The 19419-nt window shown below is 74.0% G+C and carries 19 protein-coding genes; 13 read left to right on the forward strand and 6 right to left on the reverse strand.

Annotated features, from left to right (window positions below; genetic code table 11):
- Nucleotides 1–364, forward strand: a 364-nt coding sequence (locus tag F9B16_RS25550; protein ID WP_151542665.1) for a Rieske (2Fe-2S) protein, incomplete at its 5' end; no start/stop codon positions are given.
- Here F9B16_RS25550 and F9B16_RS25555 read toward each other — a convergent pair.
- A complete protein-coding gene (locus F9B16_RS25555; RefSeq protein ID WP_225991937.1) occupies nt 351–1580 on the reverse strand; it encodes a mechanosensitive ion channel family protein in 1230 nt (409 codons plus the stop codon). The genes F9B16_RS25550 and F9B16_RS25555 overlap by 14 nt on opposite strands.
- Before the next feature lie 157 nt (nt 1581–1737).
- Here F9B16_RS25555 and uvrC point away from each other — a divergent pair, with 157 nt between their 5' ends.
- From uvrC to whiA, 4 genes are read left to right on the forward strand one after another with little or no spacing between them, the layout of a single operon-like run.
- Nucleotides 1738–3825, forward strand: coding sequence for an excinuclease ABC subunit UvrC (uvrC, locus tag F9B16_RS25560; protein WP_151542667.1), 2088 nt, complete (start codon nt 1738–1740; stop codon nt 3823–3825).
- Nucleotides 3822–4700: an RNase adapter RapZ gene (gene rapZ / locus F9B16_RS25565; RefSeq protein ID WP_151542668.1), complete on the forward strand. Its 879-nt coding sequence runs from the start codon at nt 3822–3824 to the stop codon at nt 4698–4700. The genes uvrC and rapZ overlap by 4 nt, the downstream gene beginning before the upstream one ends.
- 46 nt (nt 4701–4746) lie before the next feature.
- The gene (locus tag F9B16_RS25570; RefSeq protein ID WP_151542669.1) at nt 4747–5736 is read left to right on the forward strand and encodes a gluconeogenesis factor YvcK family protein; all 990 of its coding nucleotides are present in this window, start codon (nt 4747–4749) and stop codon (nt 5734–5736) included.
- A 60-nt stretch (nt 5737–5796) separates the two neighbouring features.
- Nucleotides 5797–6777 carry a DNA-binding protein WhiA gene (whiA, locus tag F9B16_RS25575; RefSeq protein WP_151542670.1) on the forward strand — a complete coding sequence of 327 codons (981 nt, stop codon included), beginning with the start codon at nt 5797–5799 and terminating at the stop codon, nt 6775–6777.
- Nucleotides 6778–6788: 11 nt separating this feature from the next.
- On the opposite strand, the gene F9B16_RS25580 is transcribed toward whiA, so the two are convergent.
- On the reverse strand, nt 6789–8666 hold the full coding sequence (locus tag F9B16_RS25580; RefSeq protein WP_151542671.1) for a heparinase II/III domain-containing protein: 1878 nt from the start codon (nt 8664–8666) through the stop codon (nt 6789–6791).
- 129 nt (nt 8667–8795) lie between these two features.
- Between F9B16_RS25580 and F9B16_RS25585 the strand changes: the two genes are divergently transcribed.
- Complete coding sequence (locus tag F9B16_RS25585) at nt 8796–9323, forward strand: sigma-70 family RNA polymerase sigma factor (protein WP_225991938.1); 528 nt, start codon at nt 8796–8798, stop codon at nt 9321–9323.
- Nucleotides 9320–10129, forward strand: a complete 810-nt coding sequence (locus F9B16_RS25590) for a hypothetical protein (RefSeq protein WP_151542672.1) — start codon at nt 9320–9322, stop codon at nt 10127–10129. Before F9B16_RS25585 ends, F9B16_RS25590 begins: the two co-directional genes overlap by 4 nt.
- Before the next feature lie 9 nt (nt 10130–10138).
- Here the strand turns inward: F9B16_RS25590 and F9B16_RS25595 are convergent, their stop codons facing one another.
- Genes F9B16_RS25595 through F9B16_RS25605 form a run of 3 tightly spaced genes read right to left on the reverse strand, consistent with a single transcriptional unit; the run spans nt 10139 to nt 13459 of the window.
- Entirely contained in the window at nt 10139–11350 is a 1212-nt protein-coding gene (locus tag F9B16_RS25595) for a hypothetical protein (protein WP_151542673.1), read from the reverse strand.
- The gene (locus tag F9B16_RS25600) at nt 11340–12683 is read right to left on the reverse strand and encodes a hypothetical protein (protein ID WP_151542674.1); all 1344 of its coding nucleotides are present in this window, start codon (nt 12681–12683) and stop codon (nt 11340–11342) included. The genes F9B16_RS25595 and F9B16_RS25600 overlap by 11 nt, the downstream gene beginning before the upstream one ends.
- Nucleotides 12680–13459: a hypothetical protein gene (locus tag F9B16_RS25605; protein ID WP_151542675.1), complete on the reverse strand. Its 780-nt coding sequence runs from the start codon at nt 13457–13459 to the stop codon at nt 12680–12682. Before F9B16_RS25605 ends, F9B16_RS25600 begins: the two co-directional genes overlap by 4 nt.
- Before the next feature lie 221 nt (nt 13460–13680).
- On the opposite strand from F9B16_RS25605, the gene gap reads away from it, so the two are divergent.
- The 5 genes from gap to F9B16_RS25630 all read left to right on the forward strand — a co-directional run bounded on the left by gap (nt 13681) and on the right by F9B16_RS25630 (nt 17710).
- Entirely contained in the window at nt 13681–14688 is a 1008-nt protein-coding gene (gap, locus tag F9B16_RS25610) for a type I glyceraldehyde-3-phosphate dehydrogenase (RefSeq protein WP_151542676.1), read from the forward strand.
- A 175-nt stretch (nt 14689–14863) separates the two neighbouring features.
- Complete coding sequence (locus F9B16_RS25615; protein ID WP_151542677.1) at nt 14864–16051, forward strand: phosphoglycerate kinase; 1188 nt, start codon at nt 14864–14866, stop codon at nt 16049–16051.
- A 3-nt stretch (nt 16052–16054) separates the two neighbouring features.
- Nucleotides 16055–16849: a triose-phosphate isomerase gene (tpiA, locus tag F9B16_RS25620; RefSeq protein ID WP_151542678.1), complete on the forward strand. Its 795-nt coding sequence runs from the start codon at nt 16055–16057 to the stop codon at nt 16847–16849.
- A 160-nt stretch (nt 16850–17009) separates the two neighbouring features.
- The gene (gene secG, locus F9B16_RS25625) at nt 17010–17252 is read left to right on the forward strand and encodes a preprotein translocase subunit SecG (RefSeq protein WP_151542679.1); all 243 of its coding nucleotides are present in this window, start codon (nt 17010–17012) and stop codon (nt 17250–17252) included.
- Nucleotides 17253–17335: 83 nt separating this feature from the next.
- Nucleotides 17336–17710: an RNA polymerase-binding protein RbpA gene (locus F9B16_RS25630; protein ID WP_151542680.1), complete on the forward strand. Its 375-nt coding sequence runs from the start codon at nt 17336–17338 to the stop codon at nt 17708–17710.
- Between the two features lie 64 nt (nt 17711–17774).
- On the opposite strand, the gene F9B16_RS25635 is transcribed toward F9B16_RS25630, so the two are convergent.
- Entirely contained in the window at nt 17775–18587 is an 813-nt protein-coding gene (locus F9B16_RS25635; RefSeq protein WP_151542681.1) for an alpha/beta fold hydrolase, read from the reverse strand.
- 86 nt (nt 18588–18673) lie between these two features.
- Between F9B16_RS25635 and F9B16_RS25640 the strand changes: the two genes are divergently transcribed.
- On the forward strand, nt 18674–19396 hold the full coding sequence (locus F9B16_RS25640) for a TetR/AcrR family transcriptional regulator (protein ID WP_151542682.1): 723 nt from the start codon (nt 18674–18676) through the stop codon (nt 19394–19396).
- Nucleotides 19397–19419 lie beyond the last annotated feature (23 nt).

Genomic DNA, 19419 nt, shown 5'->3' on the forward strand with positions numbered 1-19419 from the left:
GCTGGCGGCCGCGTGCGGCGGGTCGTCCGGCGGCGGCGACAGCGCGGACGGCGGCAGCGGCGGCGGGGGCGGCGGCGGTGGGGCGCTCGCGTCGACCGGCGACATCCCGGTGGGCGGCGGCAAGGTCTTCGAGTCGGAGAAGGTCGTGGTGACCCAGCCGTCGCAGGGCGAGTTCAAGGCCTTCTCGGCGACCTGCACCCACCGCGGCTGCACCGTCGGGTCGGTGTCCGGCGGCACGATCAACTGCCCGTGCCACGGCAGCAAGTTCAAGATCTCCGACGGGTCGGTGGCGCGGCCCCCGGCGGACAAGCCGCTCGAGGAGAAGAAGATCACCGTGCAGGGCGGGAAGATCAGCCTCGCCTGAGCGGCACCGCGCCGGACCGCGTCCGCGCCGGGCCGCCGCCGTTCTCGGCGGCGGCCCGGACGTGGTCGTCGACCTCGCCGCCCCGCATCTCGCGGGCCCGCGCGCGGGGATCGGCCGCGGTGATGTCGGAGTCTCCCGGGCCGTCGGCGCCGTCCGGACCGGCCGGGGCTCCCGTCCGGGGGACCTCCGGGCCGTCGTCGTCGGTGCGGAAGCGGGGGAGCGCCTCGGGATGGTGCTCGCGGATGTAGGCGATGAGGTGCTCGCGGACGTCGCAGCGCAGGTCCCAGGCGCTCGCCGAGTCCGCGGCGCTCATCAGCGCCCGCATCGTGACCAGGCCGTTCGGCTGGACGTCCACGGCCTGCAGGACCCATTCGCGGCGGTCCCACAGCGGGTTCTCCTGCAGCATCGCGTACAGCTCGGTGCGCAGTTCCTCGATCGGGACGGTCCAGTCGACGTGCAGCTCCACAGAGCCGATCACCCGGCTGGTGTGCCGGGTCCAGTTCTCGAACGGCTGCTCGGTGAAGTAGGAGACGGGCAGGATGAGCCTCCGGTCGTCCCAGAGCCGGACGACGACGTACGACAGCGTCAGCTCCTCGACGCGCCCCCACTGGCCCTGCACGACCACCACGTCGTCCAGCCGGATCGCGTCGCTGAAGGCGATCTGCAGGCCGGCGAGCAGGTTGCCCAGCGTCGGCCGGGCGGCGATCCCGACGACCAGCCCGGCGACCCCGGCGGACGCCAGCACGCCGGCGCCGACCGCCCGCACGGCCGGGAACGTGAACAGCGCGGCGCCGACGGCGAGGATGACCACGACCATGGCGGCGATGCGGCGCAGCAGCATCATCTGGGTGCGGGCCCGCCGTGCCCGCCGGTTGCGCTCGCCCTCGATCCGCATCAGCCGGGCCAGCGGCGGGTCGGTCAGGGCGTAGGTGATCCGCAGCACCAGCCAGGTGGTGACGCCGATCGCCGCGATGTGCATGAGATGCCCGACGAGCCCGCCGGCGTGCTCGTTCATGTGCGGGTACGGCATCGCGCTGCTCGCGCTGACCACCGCCGCGAACGCGAAGGCGGGCGCGGCGCAGCGCCGGGCGACCCGGCCGACGCTCGGCCAGTGCCGCGACAGCGGTCCGGCCAGCAGGCGCCGCCCTCCCTCCACGATCACGACGGACACCCCGACGACGACGGCGAACGTGATCCAGGCCCACAGCGCGGACACCTGCGGTACGACCCCCTCCGAGCGTGCGAAAAACCTGACCGAACCTCCCTTTCCACTCCAATTACGAACATCCACACGAATGGGGGAGATCTCCATCACCCCAGGCCAGGACGTCCGGGCGCGCCGGGTGTCGGTGGCGCCCACTAGGCTTCAAGGCGTGGCAGATCCGGCGACCTACCGACCCGCACCGGGCTCCATTCCGGAATCCCCCGGGGTGTACCGATTCCGCGACGAGCACGGCCGGGTCATCTACGTGGGCAAGGCCAAGAGCCTGCGCTCCCGGCTGAACTCCTACTTCGCCGACTTCTCCGCGCTGCACCCGCGCACGCAGACGATGGTGCAGACCGCGGCCCGCGTCGACTGGACCGTCGTCGGCACCGAGGTCGAGGCCCTCCAGCTCGAGTACTCCTGGATCAAGGAGTTCGACCCCCGGTTCAACGTCCGTTACCGCGACGACAAGTCCTATCCCTATCTCGCGGTCACCCTCAACGAGGAGTTCCCGAGGGTGATGGTGATGCGGGGCGCCAAGCGGAAGGGCGTGCGCTACTTCGGGCCGTACTCCCACGCGTGGGCGATCCGGGAGACGGTCGACCAGCTGCTGCGCGTGTTCCCCGTCCGCACCTGCAGCGCCGGGGTGTTCAAGCGCCAGCACCAGCTGAACCGGCCCTGCCTGCTCGGCTACATCGGCAAGTGCTCGGCGCCGTGCGTCGGGCGCGTCTCGCCGGACGAGCACCGGCTGCTCGCCGAGGACTTCTGCGACTTCATGGCGGGCAACACCTCCCGGTTCATCAAGCGCCTCGAACGCGACATGCGCGAGGCCGCCGCGTCCCAGGAGTACGAGCGCGCCGCCCGCCTCCGCGACGACATCCGCGCGCTGGAGCGGGCGCTGGAGAAGCAGGCGGTGGTGCTCGCCGACACCACCGACTGCGACATGATCGCCTTCGCCGAGGACGAGCTGGAGGCCGCCGTCCAGGTCTTCTACGTGCGCGGCGGCCGGATCCGCGGGCAGCGCGGCTGGGTGGTCGACAAGGTCGAGGAGGTCACCACGTCCGACCTCGTCGAGAACTTCCTGATCCAGATCTACGGCGAGAGCGAGTCGGTGCCCCGCGAGGTGCTCGTGCCGGCGCTGCCGCCGGACGCCGAGGCGATGACCGAGCTGCTGGCCGAACAGCGCGGCGGGCCCGTCCACCTGCGCGTCCCGCAGCGCGGCGACAAGAAGACCCTGCTGGAGACCGTCGCGCGCAACGCACACGAGGCGCTCAAGCAGCACAAGACGCGCCGCGCGTCCGACCTCACCACCCGCAGCCGGGCGCTGCAGGAGATCCAGGAGGCCCTGGAACTGGACGAGGCGCCGCTGCGGATCGAGTGCTACGACGTGTCGAACCTGCAGGGCACCAACGTGGTCGCGTCCATGGTCGTGTTCGAGGACGGCCTGGCCCGCAAGAGCGAGTACCGCCGGTTCACGATCAAGGCGGTCGAGGGGCAGGACGACGTCCGGTCCATCCACGAGGTGATCACCCGGCGGTTCAAGCGCTACCTCGCCGAGAGCGAGAAGATGGGCGAGCTGGACACCCTCGGCGATCCGGAGGACGGCGCCGGGGACGGCGCGGACGAGGGCGCGCACCAGCCGATCGACCCGGAGACCGGCCGGCCCCGCAAGTTCGCCTACCCGCCGCAGCTGGTGCTCGTCGACGGCGGCCCGCCGCAGGTCGCGGCGGCGCAGCGGGCGCTGGACGAGCTGGGCGTCGACGACATCGCCGTCTGCGGCATCGCCAAGCGGCTGGAGGAGCTGTGGCTGCCCGGCGAGGACGACCCGGTGATCCTGCCGCGCAACAGCGAGGGCATGTTCCTGGTGCAGCGGGTCCGCGACGAGGCGCACCGGTTCGCGATCACCTTCCACCGGCAGCGGCGTTCCAAGGCCATGACGGTCAGCGAACTCGATAGTGTTCCGGGTCTGGGCCCGTCGCGGCGCGCGGCGCTGCTGAAGCACTTCGGCTCGGTGAAGCGGCTGAAGGAGGCCACGCCCGAGCAGGTCGCCGAGGTCCCGGGCATCGGGCGGCGCAGCGCGGAGGGCATCGTCGCGGCGCTGCACGGCGCGTCCGTCCCGGCGCGCGGCGCCGGGGGCCCGGCGGACCGCGGGGCCGCCGCGGAGGACGCGGCCCAGGGGCGGAACGGGGCCGGTGGAGCCCGGGCGGCCGACGGGGGCCGCACGGCCGACGGGGAGCACGGGGGGAAGCGGACATGACCAGCGAGTCGAAGATTCCGGACATCGTGATCGTCACGGGGATGTCGGGGGCGGGCCGCAGCACCGCGGCCAAGTCTCTGGAGGACCTCGACTGGTACGTGGTCGACAACCTGCCGCCGGGGCTGCTGGCCACCATGGCCGACCTCGGCGGCCGGGTGAAGGACGCGGTGCCGCGCATCGCCGTCGTCGTCGACGTGCGCAGCCGCGCGTTCACCGACGACCTGCACTCCTCGATCGCCGAGCTGGAGGCGCGCGGCGTCCACCCCCGCGTGGTGTTCCTGGAGGCGAACGACGCCGATCTCGTGCGCCGGTTCGAGAGCGTCCGCCGCCCGCACCCGCTGCAGGGCGACGGCCGCCTCGTCGACGGCATCGCCCGCGAGCGCGAGCTCGTCCGCGAGGTGCGCGCCGAGGCCGACCTGGTGATCGACACCAGCGGGCTGAACGTGCACGAGCTGCGCAACAAGATCATCGGGTTCTTCGGCAACGACACCGGCGAGTCGAGCCTGCGCGCGACCGTCGTGTCGTTCGGCTACAAGTACGGGCTGCCCGTCGACGCCGACCTCGTCGTCGACTGCCGGTTCCTGCCGAACCCGCACTGGGTGCCGGAGCTGCGGCCGAAGACCGGCCGGGACGCCGCCGTCCGCGACTACGTGCTCGGCCAGCGCGGCGCCAAGGAGTTCCTCGACGCCTACGCCGAGGTGCTCCGGCTGCTCGCCGACGGGTACGAGCGCGAGGGCAAGCACTACGTCACGCTCGCCGTGGGATGTACCGGCGGCAAACACCGTAGTGTGGCCATGGCGGAACAGATCGCCGCCCGGCTGCGGGACGAGGGCATCGAGGTGCAGGTCGCCCACCGTGACCTCGGCCGCGAATGAGACCCGCGGCGGCGCCGGGTCCCGGACGGAGAGAGAAACGAACGCGGTGAAGCCTCCCGGCCCGAAGGTCGTCGCGCTCGGCGGCGGTCACGGCCTGTACGCCTCGCTGTCGGCGCTGCGGCGCGTCACCGACCGGCTCACCGCCGTCGTCACCGTCGCCGACGACGGCGGCTCCAGCGGCCGGCTCCGCCGCGAGCTGGGCGTGCTGCCGCCCGGTGACCTGCGGATGGCGCTCGCCGCGCTGTGCGGCGACGACGAGTGGGGCCAGACCTGGCGCGACGTCGTCCAGCACCGGTTCCGCAGCGAGGGCGACCTGCAGGGGCACGCGGTCGGCAACCTGCTGATCGTCGCGCTCTGGGAGCTGCTCGGCGGCGACTCCGCGCCGGACGGGGCGCCCGGCGGCGGCCCCGGCTCGACCGTCGCGGGCCTGGACTGGGTCGGCCGGCTGCTCGGCGCGCACGGCCGGGTCCTGCCGATGGCGGCCGTCCCGATGGACATCGTCGCGGAGGTCCGCGGCGCCGACCCGTCCCGCCCCGACGAGATCACGCACGTGAAGGGGCAGGTCGCGTGCGCCAGCACGCCCGGTTCCGTGCTCGGGGTCTCGCTCGTGCCCGCCGACCCGCCCGCCTGCCCCGAGGCGCTCGCCGCCGTCGACGACGCCGACTGGATCGTGTTCGGCCCGGGGTCCTGGTTCACCAGCGTCCTGCCGCACCTGAAGGTCCCCGCGCTCGCCCGCGCGCTCACCTCCAGCCGCGCCCGCCGGGCCGTCGCGCTGAACCTCGCGCCGCAGCCCGGCGAGACCGACGACTTCTCCCCCCAGACGCATCTGGAGGTCCTCCAGGCGCACGCCCCCGACCTGCGCGTCGACGTCGTCCTCGCCGACGAGGGCGTGGTGGACGACCCGGACGCGCTCGACAAGGCCGTCCAGCGGCTCGGCGGCCGCCTCGTGCTGTCCCGGGTCGCCGCCGACGACGGCTCGCCGCGTCATGAACCCGCCCGCCTGGCCCAAGCCTTCGTACAGATATTCAGTGACTGACGACCCGGCGGGCCGCGATCGGCCAGACTGCTGGAAGTCCGATAGGGGGAGGGTTCATCTATGGCGATGACCGGTGTGGTGAAGGACGAGCTGAGCAGGCTCACGGTGATGAAGCCGTGCTGCCGCAAGGCGGAGGTCTCGACGCTGCTGCGTTTCGCGGGGGGTCTGCACCTGGTCAGCGGGCGCATCGTGATCGAGGCGGAGATCGACACCAACGTGGCGGCGCGCCGCCTCATCAAGGACATCTCCGAGGTGTTCGGGCACACCTCCGAGGTCGTCGTGCTCGCGCCGAGCGGCCTGCGCAAGGGCAACCGGTACGTGGTCCGGGTGTTCCGGGACGGGGAGTCGCTCGCCCGGCAGACCGGCCTCATCGACAACAACGGGCGCCCCGTCCGCGGCCTGCCCCGGCACGTCGTCGCCGGCGCCGCCTGCGACGCCGAGTCCGCCTGGCGCGGCGCGTTCCTCGCGCACGGCTCGCTCACCGAGCCGGGCCGGTCCATGTCGCTCGAGGTGACCTGCCCCGGTCCGGAGGCGGCGCTCGCCCTCGTCGGCGCGGCCCGCCGGCTGAAGATCCACGCCAAGGCCCGCGAGGTCCGCGGCGTGGACCGGGTCGTCGTGCGGGACGGCGACGCGATCAGCGCGCTGCTCACCCGGCTCGGCGCGCACGGCGCCGTCCTCGCCTGGGAGGAGCGGCGGATGCGCCGCGAGGTCCGCGCCACCGCCAACCGGCTCGCCAACTTCGACGACGCCAACCTGCGCCGGTCCGCCCGCGCCGCGGTCGCCGCCGGCGCCCGCGTCGCCCGCGCGCTGGAGATCCTCGGCGACGACGCCCCCGAGCACCTGGTCAACGCCGGCCGCCTCCGCCTGGAGCACAAGCAGGCCTCCCTGGAGGAGCTCGGCCAGCTCGCCGACCCGCCCCTCACCAAGGACGCGATCGCCGGCCGTATAAGGCGCCTGCTCGCCATGGCCGACAAGCGCGCCGGCGACCAGGGCATCCCCGGCACCGAGGCGAACCTCACGGCCGACATGCTGGCGCCGTAGTCCGGCCCGGGTCAGCGGAGGCGGCGGAGCTCCCCGCCGGACGCCGCCTCGAAGACGAGGACGCGGCGGGAGAACGACGCTTCGACGCGGACGCCTCCGTCCGGTAAGGCGCGGGTGCGGACGCGGGGGCGTTCCGTGCCGCGGACGGGGGCGATGAGCGTCAGCATCCGGACGTGCGGTCCCAGCGCGGGAAGCGAGACGACCGGCGCGGGGACCGTCGTGCGTTCGGACGGGACGGTCCAGCCCTGCGGCGGGCTCAGCGAGCCCCGGACGACGCGCCCGGGCTGCGGCGCCGCGGTGCCCGGCAGCGGGATCCGCAGGAAGTGGACGCGCAGCCGCCCCGCGGTGGCGACGGCGCCCGTCCCGTCCGGGACGGCGGTGTACGCGGCGGGCAGGTGCCAGAGCTGCTCGACGGGACGGCCCGTGCCGGGTGCGGCGGAGTCCACGCCGTCGAGGACCACCAGGGCGTCGGGGTCGGACGCGGCGAGGACCGAGCGGGTCCGGGTCGTCCCGGTGAAGGCGGTGTCGGAGAACCGGAACGTGTCGGCGCCGCGCCGGAACCGGTGCGCGGTCAGCGCCGTCGCCGCGTCCTCGCGGAACGGGACGCCGCGCACCACGAGCGTGCTGTGCGCCTCGGGGGAGGCCAGCCACGCGCGCCACGCCTTGTCGCTGTAGCCGATGTGGCCGCTCGGGACGAGGATGTCGCGGCCGAGCGCGTGGAAGGTCAGCTCCATGTGGTCGTCCTGCCCGTGCGCGTACCGGCCGGGGCCGAACCGGGCCGTGTAGGACATCTCGTCGGCGAAGGCGCGGGCCCCGCCGCCCCATCCGCTGCGGCCCATCACGTATCCGGCCCTGTAGACGCGTGCCCGATCCGCCGGACGGGTGCCCTTCCTGCCCTGCGTCGCGACGTATTCGAGCGGGCCGCCGCCCGGGGAGGCGATCGCGGACGCCTTGGCCGCGTAGGACTCGCCGATCTGCAGCAGGTCACCGCCGGGTGTGGTCTGGAAGGCGATGAACTCGTCCATCAGCGCGAGCCGGTGGGCGATCGGGGCGGGCGCGGGCCGGCCGCATCCGCGCATCACCCGCAGCGTGAGCCGCCACCGGCCCCGGTTGTAGACGGCGTAGTGCGCCGACTGCTCGTTGCCGGCACCTTCCGCGTCGACGGCCGGGAGCGCGCCGCCGGGCGGGTGGAAGATCGCGCCGAGGAGCCGGTCCCGGCCGAGGCCGGCGAGGTCGTCGCGGCCGATCGCGCAGCCCGCCGCCATGAGGATCATCGACTCGTCGGTGCCGTGGTTCCAGGGGCCCGAGTAGTGCTCGGGACGGGCGAGCCACTCCGCGTGCGCGGCGATCGCGTCGTCCAGCCACCGGCCGGTCGCGTACTTGCGCAGGCAGACGAGGGTGGCGAGGCGGAACTTGGTGCCCTCGGCGATCGCGTCGCGGCGGTCCCTGCCGAACCGCGCGGGATGGTCGTTGGCGGCGAGCCAGTCCCGCGCGATCCCCGTGGCGGTGTCGAGGGCGGCGCGGTCGCCCGTCCGCGCGTACGCATCGATGAGGCCGCCGAGCCATTCGAGGGAGTGGAACCAGAGCTGCCAGGTCCGGTCGTCGTAGGGGTCGAGGCCCCAGTCGACGTCGGTTCCGGCGGCGACGCGGACCGGGGCGGCGCCGGGGACCCGGAACCGGCCCGCGCGGACCTCCGCCGCCGGGTTGAGCCGGTCCAAGCCGTTGAAGCCGACGCACGTCCCCTTGTAGGGCGCGTTCCGCACCGGCACCGGCGTCGCGGGCGTGGCGGTCCGGCCCTGAGTGGAGGCGAGCCCGCAGCCGGCGAGCAGCGGAAGCAGCAGGGCGGCGCTCCCCGCGCCGCGGAATCTTCCCCGAGATCGTGTGAGCACGTCTGAGAGACACCCGGCGGCGCTCTCCGGCCGACGCCGTGCCGTGAAGAGCGGGTGAACGTCCGGCGACGAAACGGAACGGCAGGCGTCGGGTGTCATCGGCGCCGCAGTTCGGGTGTCTTAAGGGGCGTGATCCTCGCCGAAGACGTGGCCCCGCGGGAGCCGGGGCCCCTCTCCCCGCAGATGCTGGAGGAGCTGTTCGCCGCGCACTACCCGCGGCTCGTGGGGCTGGCCGGCCTGCTGGGCGCCGACGATCCGGAGGACGTCGCGCAGGAGGCGTTCGCCCGGCTGCACGGCCGCGCGCGGGCGCTGCGCCGCCCGGAGACCGCGCCGGCCTACCTGCGCGCCACCGTCTGCAACCTCGCCCGCAACCGGCGCAGGCACCTGCGCCTGGCCCGGCTCCGCCAGCCGCCGCCGCCCGAGCCGGCCGCCGCGGCCGAGCTCGTCGTGCTCGACCGGGAGGAGCACCGCGAGCTGGCGGGCGCGCTGGACCGGCTGTCGCGCCGCCAGCGCGAGGCGCTCGTCCTGCGGTACTGGCTCGACCTGGCCGACCACGAGGTGGCCGAGGCCATGGGCGTCTCGCCCGGCTCGGCCAAGACCCACATCCGGCGCGGCCTCGCCGCCCTGCAGCGCGCCCTGGGAGGTGCATCGCTATGACGGAGATCGAGGACGTCCTGCGGGACGTGCTGCGCGCCCGGGCGGAGGCGTTCCCGGCGGCGCCGGACGCGTGGACCCGGGTGCGGGAACGCGCCGCGGCAAGGCGCCGGCGGCGCCGCCTGCTGGTCCCCGCGGCCGCGGGCGCGGCGACGGTCGCCGCTACGGCCGCCGCCCTCGTCCCCGGCCTGGTCATGGACGGCCGCGCCCCCCGGACCGGTCCCGCGGCGACGGCCGCACCGTCCTACCCGCGCATCGGGTCGCCGGAGCAGGCCGGCCGGCTGGCGTGGATCTGCCGCGGCGGCCTGGACCCGCGCGAGACCGCCTCGGCGCTGCGCCAGGTCGGTGCGCTGCGGATCCCGGCCTGGGACCGGTGGCTGATCGTCACCGCCATCGGCGGCCAGGCCAGGCTGGAGACCGTCCGCCTGGACGGCGGGCGGACGGACTGCCAGATCGTCGAGGGCGCCGGACGGACGGGGGCGCGCCGCATCCCCAACTTCGTCCTCGGCCGGGCCCCCGGCCTGCTCGAGGCCCGTGCCGGGGGACCGGTCTCCTGGATCGGCTACAGCACCGATCCCGTCGGAGGCTTCCAGCTGCTCCGCCCGGGCGGGGGGTGGACGCACGTGACCTGCGATGCCGAGGGAGAGATCGTCTGCGTCCGGCTGCCCGCGGCCTACGGCACCGCGCTGGTCTTCGCAACGAGGCCGAGGGTCTACCCGAGTCCGGGCAACGGTCTTCACATCGGCCGAGGTCTGCGGATCCTCGGCCCCACCGGCCGGATCCTGAAAGGACGGCCGTACGGCAGCTGAAACCGGCACTCAGTCCTTGTGGAGGTCGCCCCTGAGGACGCGGTGGATGAGGTCGTCGCGGAGTTGGCCGTAGCCCGTTTCGGCCCAGACGCTGCGGGCCGGGTCGGCCTCGAAGTAGGGGACGTCCCGGCCGTCGCGACGGTCCATCAGCATGTCGGGGGTCTCGCGGGCGCGGGCGGCGCGCGCGCAGGGGCGGCAGGAGTGGACGTGGAGGCGGCGGCGGGAGCCGAGCGGCCGCCAGTCGATCTCGGCGGGACCGTCGCCGTGCAGCGGGTTGAAGAAGCACAGCGGGCTCGGCGGCGCCTCAGGCTTCCCGTCGGCGAGCGCGCGGGCGGAGGCGAGGGCGTCGCGGCCCTGGTCGAGCAGGACGAGCACGCCGGCCAGGTCGGGGACGCCCTTCGCCCCGTCGAGGGTTTTCGCCGCGGCCTGGTAGGCGTCGAGGGCCCTGGTCATGAGGGCCCCGGCGCGCTCGCCGCCGGGGGCGGTCGAGCCGTCCAGCAGCTCGCCGAAGGCGATGACCTCGCGGGACGCCTGCTCGCGCAGCTGGTCCTCGCTCGCCTTCCCGGCGGTGGCGAACACGGTGCGCGGCAGGAGCAGGCCGTCGCCGCTCTCGCGGCGGACCGCGGCCATGCGGCGGCGCCGCCACAGCAGGACGCCCGCGACGGCGGCGACCGCGACGCCGGCGCCGCCCGCGGCGAGCGGCACCGCGAGGCCGGTGCCGCCGCCCTTCTCCGGCTTGGGGGCGGTCGACTTCAGGTGCGCCTGGTACTTGCGGTCGATCTCCGCGGACTCCTGCTTGTAGACCTGCGTGGCGGTGCCCGAGGCGATCAGGTCGGTGAAGCGGGTGAGCCGCGCCGCGAGGGACGCGCCGTCCAGCGAGTCGTCCCAGTTCACGGCCCATGCGGCGTCGTCGGCGGCGTGGTCGCCGCCCCACTCGTGCCCCATCAGCTCGTCGGTGGACTCGTGGAAGGTGACGAAGATCCCGTCCCGTCCGAGGCGGCTGTGCACGACGGTCGCGAGCTGCTTGTCGTCGTTCCAGGTGCCGCCCTGGACCAGCGGCACCAGCACGATGTACGTCGGCACCGGCATCTTCTTCAGCCGGGCGGCGAGGCGCCGCCGGTCCGCGGCGGGCAGCGCCGACGCGTACGACGGGTCGACGTAGATCGGGGAACGGCGCAGCGCGGCGGCGATGCGCGCGCCGGGGGAGGGCTTACTCGACACCGAGGTACTCCATCACGCGTTTGACGAGGTCGTTTCCGCGGGACCCCCATGCCGCGTCCCGCCACACGCCGGGGACCGCGTAGTGCGGCGCGAGGCCGTCCGGCCCTTGGACGCGCAGCACCCGGTCCGCGATCTCCTTGCCGGACGCGCCGGAGCACGCCGTGCAGAGCGGCTGCCTGCGGGACTTGCCGCCGCCCGCGTCGCCGGGCAGGGCGATGCTCCTGCGCCGGGTGGAGTCGCCGTGCAGCGGGTTCACGAAGCACGGCGGCGGAGGGGCGGTCATCTGCCCGGCGAGGGCGCGCCGTCCCTGCCGGGCCAGCACGATCACGCCGACGAGGTCGAGCGCGTGGCCGGGTTCCCCGTGCACGTCGTCGTAGAGGATCTGCGCGGCGTCGAACGCGGCGAGGGCGAACGCGCGGCCCCGGTTGCCGGACGCGTCGGGCAGCCGGTCGCGCAGCCGGTCCAGCTCGGCGGACGCGGTGCGCCGCAGCCACCGGTCCGAGGGCTTGGCCGGTGCGCCGGGGTGCGCCTCGGCGTGCTCGGCCAGGCCCGCGACGGCGCCGCGGGTCCCGCCGCGGCGGAACCAGCGGCGCCCCGCGGCGGCCGAGCCGATCCCGGCCCAGTACAGCGCGACCGCCGACAGGGGGCCGGCGATGAGGAACCCGCGGAGGAAGTGGCTCTTGACGGTGGGCTTGTCCGGCACCAGCGGATGGTCGTCCTCCTGCCCGAACGGGACGGGCGGGCTGAGGAGCGCGGGGGACGATCTGGGCGGGCCCGCGGGCGCGGCGGCCCAGGCGTCGACCCGCTTGATCAGCCGGTCGGCGAGGCCGCCGAACGGACGGTGGATGTCGGGCGGCTCGTAGTCGGGGAGGTCGTCCTGCGCCACGACGTCCAGGTCGATGTCGCGCGGCACGTTCCAGCCCTGGCCGAGCATGTAGCCGTCGTCGTCGACCATCAGGTAGAGGCCGTCGCGGTGCGTGACGCCGTGCAGGGCGGACAGGAAGGCGTCGTCCTTGCCCTGCGACTCCGACTCGGTCGGGTTGGGGGCCACCACGACCAGGATCGGGACCGCGACCCGCTCGGCGGCCGCCCGGATCGCACGGTCGACGCGGGCGCGGTCGGCGGCGCCGAGCGCGACGTCCACGTCCGGGTCGACGTACAGCGGGTCCTTGGCGAGCGCGGCGGCGACGCGGTCGAGGCGGTGGCCGGAGTAGCGCGGGTCGGGCGCCGCCGAGGCGGGCGCTGAGGGGGTAGGGGCCGCCGAGGCGGGCGCCGCCCACAGCGCGAGGGCCGCCGCCGTGACGCCGAGGATGCCCGGCACGACGCGCCTCATCGCTTCCCCGCCTTCCCGGCGGGCCGCTTCTGCTTCGTGCGGACCGGTCTCCCGCCGGGGGCGGGCCGGCGCTTGCCGCGGCGCACCCGGCGCCCCACCAGCAGACCCAGGACGGCCAGCCCGCCAAGGCCGGCGCCGACACCGAACGCGGTGTTGTTCCTGACGGCGGCCCGGTGATTGCCGCGGTCGTAGGCGTCCAGCTCCCGCCGGGTCGCGGACTCGGGCCGGGGCGACGGGTGGAGGGCGCGCTCCTGCGCGAGGCCGGACAGGGCGATCTCGACGAACCGGCCGAGGACGCTCAGCAGGCCCGCCTCGTAGGGCAGCTCCGACGTCGCGGCCTGGTAGGCGTGCTCGACGTCGATCCGGCGCGCCCCGCCGAACTGCTGCACCTCGCCGAGACTGCCGCTCGGATCGGCGACGAGGTAGACGCCGTCCTTGCCGAGCCGGTCGTGCAGCACGGGCACCAGCGACTCCAGGTCGGACGGGGCCTCGGTGTCGTCGTCGCGGAGGCGCGAGGGCAGCGTCACCACGACGTACGTGGGCACGCCCAGCCGGCCGACCAGCGCCTTGATCTTCCCGGCGGTGCCGAGCGGGAGCATCCGGGGCACCTGGTCGGTGACGTACACGGGATCGCGCTTGAGCTGGGCGGTGATGAAGCCGACCCGGGTCTGCACCGCGGGCGGTTTCGCGGGCCGGGCGGGCGCCGCCGACGCCGGCGCGGCCGCGCAGCAGGCGATCAAACCCCCGATGACTAGGACGAACCACCCGCGCCGCATGGCGGGAGTCTAGTGATGATCGTCAAGTCGGGGCGTCCGGGCGGCGGCCGGGCGGCGGCTCACCCGGACGGGGGAGCGCGGGTCACCCGTGAATCCACCGCCGCCGGTGTCGGGCTACCCGCGGGTCATTGGATAGGGTCGAGAGCGGGGGAAGACCCCGGTAGACCGCAGTTGCCAGCCTGGTGCCACCGGGCGATACGACGTACGAGGAGAGCCGTTCCGTGACCATCCGAGTAGGCATCAACGGGTTCGGCCGGATCGGCCGCAACTTCTACCGCGCCGTCAAGGCGAGCGGAGCCGACATCGAGATCGTGGCGGTCAACGACCTGACCGACAACGCCACCCTCGCCCAGCTGCTCAAGTACGACAGCATCCTCGGCCGCTTCCCCGAGGACGTGCGCGCCACCGCCGACGAGATCGTCGTCGGCGGCAAGTCGATCAAGGCGTTCGAGGAGCGCGACCCCGCGAACCTCAAGTGGAGCGACGTCGGCGCCGACATCGTGGTGGAGTCCACCGGCTTCTTCACCGACGCCACCAAGGCCAAGGTGCACGCCGACAACGGCGCCAAGAAGGTCATCATCTCGGCCCCGGCCAAGAACGAGGACCTCACCGTCGTGCTGGGCGTCAACGAGGACAAGTACGACCCGGCGAACCACACGGTGATCTCCAACGCGTCCTGCACCACCAACTGCCTGGCCCCGCTGGCGAAGGTCCTGCACGACAACTTCGTCATCGAGAAGGGCCTGATGACGACGATCCACGCCTACACCCAGGACCAGAATCTGCAGGACGCGCCGCACAAGGACCTGCGCCGCGCCCGCGCCGCCGCGCTGAACGTCGTGCCGACCTCCACCGGCGCCGCCAAGGCCATCGGCCTGGTGCTGCCGGAGCTGAACGGCAAGCTCGACGGCTACGCGCTGCGCGTCCCGGTGCCGACCGGCTCGGCCACCGACCTCACCGCGACCCTGTCCCGCGAGGTCACCGCCGAGGAGGTCAACGAGGCGTTCAAGAAGGCCGCCGAGGAGGGCCCGCTCAAGGGCTACCTCACCTACACCGACGACCCGATCGTCTCCAGCGACATCGTCACCGACCCGTCGTCCTGCATCTTCGACTCCGGGCTGACGAAGGTCATCGGCGACCAGGTCAAGGTCGTCGGCTGGTACGACAACGAGTGGGGCTACTCCAACCGCCTCGTCGACCTCGTCAAGCTCGTCGGCTCGCAGCTCTGAATCGCGAGAGTTCCGTTCCCGCCGTGGCCGCGCCGTGCGCGCGGCCCCGGCGGGGGCCGCTACGGTAGGACCAAGCATACCCCCCTGGGGGGGGCGGGGGGCCCCCCCCCGCCCCCGCCCCCCCGCCCCCCCCCCCCCCCCCCCGGGGCCGTATCCGGAAGGACATCGCATCCCGATGCGCACCATTGACGATCTGGACGTCGCCGGCCGGAAGGTGCTGGTCCGTGCCGACCTGAACGTCCCGCTGCAGGACGGCCGGATCACCGACGACGGGCGGATCCGGGCCAGCCTCCCGACGATCGAGACGCTGCTGGCCAGGGGCGCCAAGGTCATCGTCTGCGCCCACCTCGGCCGCCCGAAGGGCGAGGTGAGGCCCGAGTTCTCGCTCGCGCCCGTCGCGGGCCGGCTCGGCGAGCTGCTCGGCGTCCGCGTGGTGTTCGCCGACGACGTGGTGGGCGCGTCCGCGCACGCCGCGGTCGGCGGGCTCGGCGACGGCGACGTCGCGCTGCTGGAGAACCTGCGCTTCGAGCCGGGCGAGACCAGCAAGGACGACGCCGAGCGCGGCGCGTTCGCCGACCGGCTCGCGGCCCTCGCCGACGTCTACGTCGGCGACGGGTTCGGCGCGGTGCACCGCAAGCACGCGAGCGTCTACGACGTGCCGGAGCGGCTCCCGCACGCGGCCGGCGACCTGATCGCCACCGAGGTGTCGGTGCTGGAGAAGCTCACCGAGCGGGTCGAGCGGCCCTACGCGGTGGTCCTCGGCGGCTCCAAGGTCTCCGACAAGCTCGGCGTGATCGACAACCTGCTCGGCAAGGCCGACCGCATCCTCATCGGCGGCGGCATGGTCTTCACCTTCCTCAAGGCGCAGGGCCACGAGGTCGGCAAGAGCCTCCTCGAGGAGGACCAGCTCGACACCGTCCGCGAGTACCTGCGGCGCGCCGAGGAGACCGGCGTGGAGTTCGTGCTGCCGGTGGACGTCGTCGCCGCGACCGCGTTCGCCGCCGACGCCGACCACGACGTCGTCGCCGCCGACGCGATCCCCGCCGACCGGCTCGGCCTGGACATCGGCCCCGAGTCCGGCAAGCTGTTCGCGGCGCGCCTCGCCGGCGCGAAGACGGTGTTCTGGAACGGCCCGATGGGCGTGTTCGAGATGGAGCCCTACGCGCACGGCACCCGCGCCGTCGCGCAGGGCCTGATCGACTCCGGCGCGTTCACCGTGGTCGGCGGCGGCGACTCCGCCGCGGCCGTCCGGCAGCTCGGCTTCGACGAGGCCGCCTTCTCGCACATCTCGACCGGCGGCGGCGCCAGCCTCGAATACCTCGAGGGCAAGACGCTGCCCGGCCTGCAGGCACTGGAGGACTGACCGATGGCCGCCGCGACCCCCGCCCGCAAGCCGCTGATGGCGGGCAACTGGAAGATGAACAAGAACCACCTGGACGCGCTGCTGCTCGTCCAGAAGATGGCGTTCGCGCTGAAGGAGCCCGACTTCGAGGCCGTCGACGTCGTCGTGTGCCCGCCGTTCACCGACCTGCGCACGGTGCAGACGGTGATCGCGGCGGACAACTACGCCATCCAGTACGGCGCGCAGGACGTCTCGCAGCACGCGTCGGGCGCCTACACCGGCGAGATCGCCGCGTCGATGCTGGCCAAGCTCGGCTGCTCCTACGTGATCGTGGGGCACTCCGAGCGGCGCGAGTACCACGCGGAGGACGACGCGCTCGTCAACGCCAAGGCCAAGGCGGTCCTCGGCGCGGAGATGACCCCGATCGTCTGCGTGGGCGAGGGCCTGGAGGTGCGCAAGTCCGGCGGGCACGTCGCGCACGTCCTCGCGCAGCTGGACGGCGCCCTGGAGAAGATCTCCGCCGAGCAGGTGCGGCGCACGGTGATCGCCTACGAGCCGGTCTGGGCGATCGGCACCGGCGAGGTCGCCACCCCGCAGGACGCGCAGGAGGTCTGCGGCGCGATCCGCACCCGGCTCGCCGAGCTGTACGACGGCGGAGTGGCCGACCAGGTGCGTATCCTGTACGGCGGCTCGGTGAAGGGCGACAACATCGCCAGGCTGATGGCGCAGGCCGACGTGGACGGCGCGTTGGTCGGTGGTGCCAGCCTCGACCCGGGCGAGTTCGTCAAGATCTGCCGGTACCGGGATCTCCCGGCCTGATCAAAACTGATCAATTCCGCGTGACATGGGGGTTCTTGCCGAACCAGCGGGTAGTTCGTCGTACCCTTCGTAGCTGACGGGTAAACCGCCCGGCTCGATCCTCCGTCCCTACAGACGAGGCCCCGCTCGCGGGGCCGGCCAGAGAAGGCGCTGAAGAACTGTGATCATCGCATCGTCCATCGTGCTCATCGTCACGAGCCTGCTGATGGTGGTCCTCGTCCTGATGCACAAGGGCAAGGGCGGGGGACTGTCCGACATGTTCGGCGGCGGCATCTCGTCGTCGCTCGGCGGCTCGTCGGTGGTGGAGCGCAACCTGGACCGGCTGACGATCGGCGTCGGGGTGGTCTGGTTCGCCTCGATCATCGTGCTCGGGCTGCTGTTCAAGCACAAGGGCGTCGGCTGAGCCGCCCCGTCCAACACGTTCGAGCGCCGCGCCGTCCTCGGAGGTCCCCTGGCGGCGGCGGCACACAAAGCGAGGAGTAGTCCGTGGGTAGTGGCAACGCGATTCGGGGCAGCCGCGTCGGGGCCGGTCCAATGGGAGAGGCGGAGCGCGGCGACGCCGCCCCCCGCGTCTGGGTGACCTTCTACTGCGCCAACCGGCACGAGACCCGCCCCAGCTTCGCGACCGACGTCGCGGTCCCGGAGACGTGGGACTGCCCGCGCTGCGGGTTCCCGGCCGGGCAGGACGCGGAGAACCCGCCGGCGCCGCCGAAGACCGAGCCCTACAAGACGCATCTGGCGTACGTGAAGGAGCGGCGCAGCGACGAGGACGGCGAGGCCATCCTCGAGGAGGCGCTCGCGAAGCTGCGCGAGAAGCGCGCCGCGGTGAAGAAGGCCCTGGAGGCCGCCGGCCGGAGCTGACCCTCCGCCCGCACCGCACCGAGCCATGGCCCGGTCCCCGGAAGGGGGCCGGGCCGTCGCCTTTTCATGCCGCGGGACTGCTCCAGAGGTCGTCGAGGGCGGCGTTGACGGCGTCCGGGCGGTCCACGTGCGCGTAATGGCCGGAGCCCGGGACGCGCAGCAGCCGCGCGCCGATCCGGGCGGCGGTGACCCGCGCGCACGCCATCAGCGGCTCGCCGCCGCGTTCGCGGTAGAGGGCGGGCGCGGTCTCCCACGTCCCGGAGATCACGAGCTTGGGCCAGGGCGCGGCGGCGAGTTCCGCGACCGGCACGGGCGCCTCCCAGCAGTGCCGCTCCCGCATCGCGGCCTCCGCGGCCCGCAGCCGCCGCGGGTCCGGCTCCAGCGGCGGCAGGCCCACCGACGCGGTCGCCGCCCGCAGGTACGCCTCCGGGGTCGGGCCGGCGGGCATCCGCGCGGTGCTCTCCCGGTTCGCGCGGAGCGCGGCTGCGACGACGGGGTCGTCCGCCGCCGCCTGGTAGGAGCCGGGTTCGATCAGCGTGAGCGACAGGACGGAGCCGGGGTGCCGCGCCGCCGCGAGCATGGCCCCGGTCGCGCCGTAGGAGTGCCCGACGAGGTGAGCGCCGTCGCCGAGGAGGGCCGCGATGTCCTCGGCGTCGGCCTCGTAGTCGCTCGTGTATCCGGGGGACCTGGACGGCCCGCTGCGCCCGTGGCCACGGCGGTCCATCGCGAGGACGCGGTACCGGGCGGCGAGGGGCCGCTGCGCCGCGAATCCGAATACGGGGTCGTCCCCCCAGGTCGTGGACCCGTGCACGAGGATCGCCCGCGGCCCGGCGCCGCAGGTCTCGTCCCAGACGGTCACGTGGACGTCGCGTTCCATGGCACCCTCCTTGAACAACGTTCAGCTTCCTTGAACAGTGTATAAGAGCCTAAAACGATGTACGGCGGGTTCGCTAGGGTGGAGGCATGACCACGCCCTCGCCCTCCGTCTGGCTGCGTCCCGAGCGTCCGGCCCGCGACCGGCGGCTCAGCCGCCGGCGGATCGTCGCGTGCGCGGTCGCGATCCTGGACGCCGAGGGAGGCAAGGGCCTGTCGATGCGCCGGATCGCGGGCGAGCTCGGCGTGACCGCCGGATCGCTCTACTGGTACGTGACGACGAAGGACGAGCTGCTGGAGCTCGCCCTCGACGAGGTGCTCGGCGAGGTCCTGGCGGAGGCCGGGACGGGCCCCCGCGACGGGTGGCGGGAGGCGCTCGCGGCGCTGGCCGCGGCGAACCGGGCGATGCTGCTGCGGCATCCGTGGGTGCTGTCCGACCTGGCGGGCCGGCCGAACCTCGGCCCGAACGCGCTCGCGCTCAGCGAGGCCGGGCTGGCGGTGCTGGCCGGGGCGGGCTTCGCCGACGCCGACCTCGACGCGGCGCTCGCCGCCGTCAACGACCACGTGATCGGGGCCGTCGCGGCCGAGACGTCCTGGCGCGCCGCGCTGGACCGCACCGGCGCCGGTACGGCGGAGTGGGCGGAGGAGGCCGCCGCGTACATGCGGCAGGTGGCACGGGACCATCCGCTGCTCGGCCGGCGAATGGCCGCCGCCGGGGACGTCGACGTCGAGCGCGAGTGCGCGCGCCGGTTCGCGTTCGGGCTGGAGTGCCTGCTCGACGGCCTCGCCGCGCGGCTGCCCGGACGGCCCTGAGCGGCGCCCGGCACGGCGCTGCC

This window comes from Actinomadura montaniterrae, from assembly GCF_008923365.1.
Taxonomy (GTDB): Bacteria; Actinomycetota; Actinomycetes; order Streptosporangiales; family Streptosporangiaceae; genus Spirillospora; species Spirillospora montaniterrae.

Coding starts and splice junctions, on each gene's coding strand:
- F9B16_RS25615 (WP_151542677.1), top strand. CDS start 14,864: ATGCGCACCATTGACGATCTGGACGTCGCCGGCCGGAAGGTGCTGGTC.
- F9B16_RS25605 (WP_151542675.1), bottom strand. CDS start 13,459: ATGCGGCGCGGGTGGTTCGTCCTAGTCATCGGGGGTTTGATCGCCTGC.
- rapZ (WP_151542668.1), top strand. CDS start 3,822: ATGACCAGCGAGTCGAAGATTCCGGACATCGTGATCGTCACGGGGATG.
- whiA (WP_151542670.1), top strand. CDS start 5,797: ATGGCGATGACCGGTGTGGTGAAGGACGAGCTGAGCAGGCTCACGGTG.
- F9B16_RS25590 (WP_151542672.1), top strand. CDS start 9,320: ATGACGGAGATCGAGGACGTCCTGCGGGACGTGCTGCGCGCCCGGGCG.
- tpiA (WP_151542678.1), top strand. CDS start 16,055: ATGGCCGCCGCGACCCCCGCCCGCAAGCCGCTGATGGCGGGCAACTGG.
- F9B16_RS25640 (WP_151542682.1), top strand. CDS start 18,674: ATGACCACGCCCTCGCCCTCCGTCTGGCTGCGTCCCGAGCGTCCGGCC.
- F9B16_RS25600 (WP_151542674.1), bottom strand. CDS start 12,683: ATGAGGCGCGTCGTGCCGGGCATCCTCGGCGTCACGGCGGCGGCCCTC.
- F9B16_RS25635 (WP_151542681.1), bottom strand. CDS start 18,587: ATGGAACGCGACGTCCACGTGACCGTCTGGGACGAGACCTGCGGCGCC.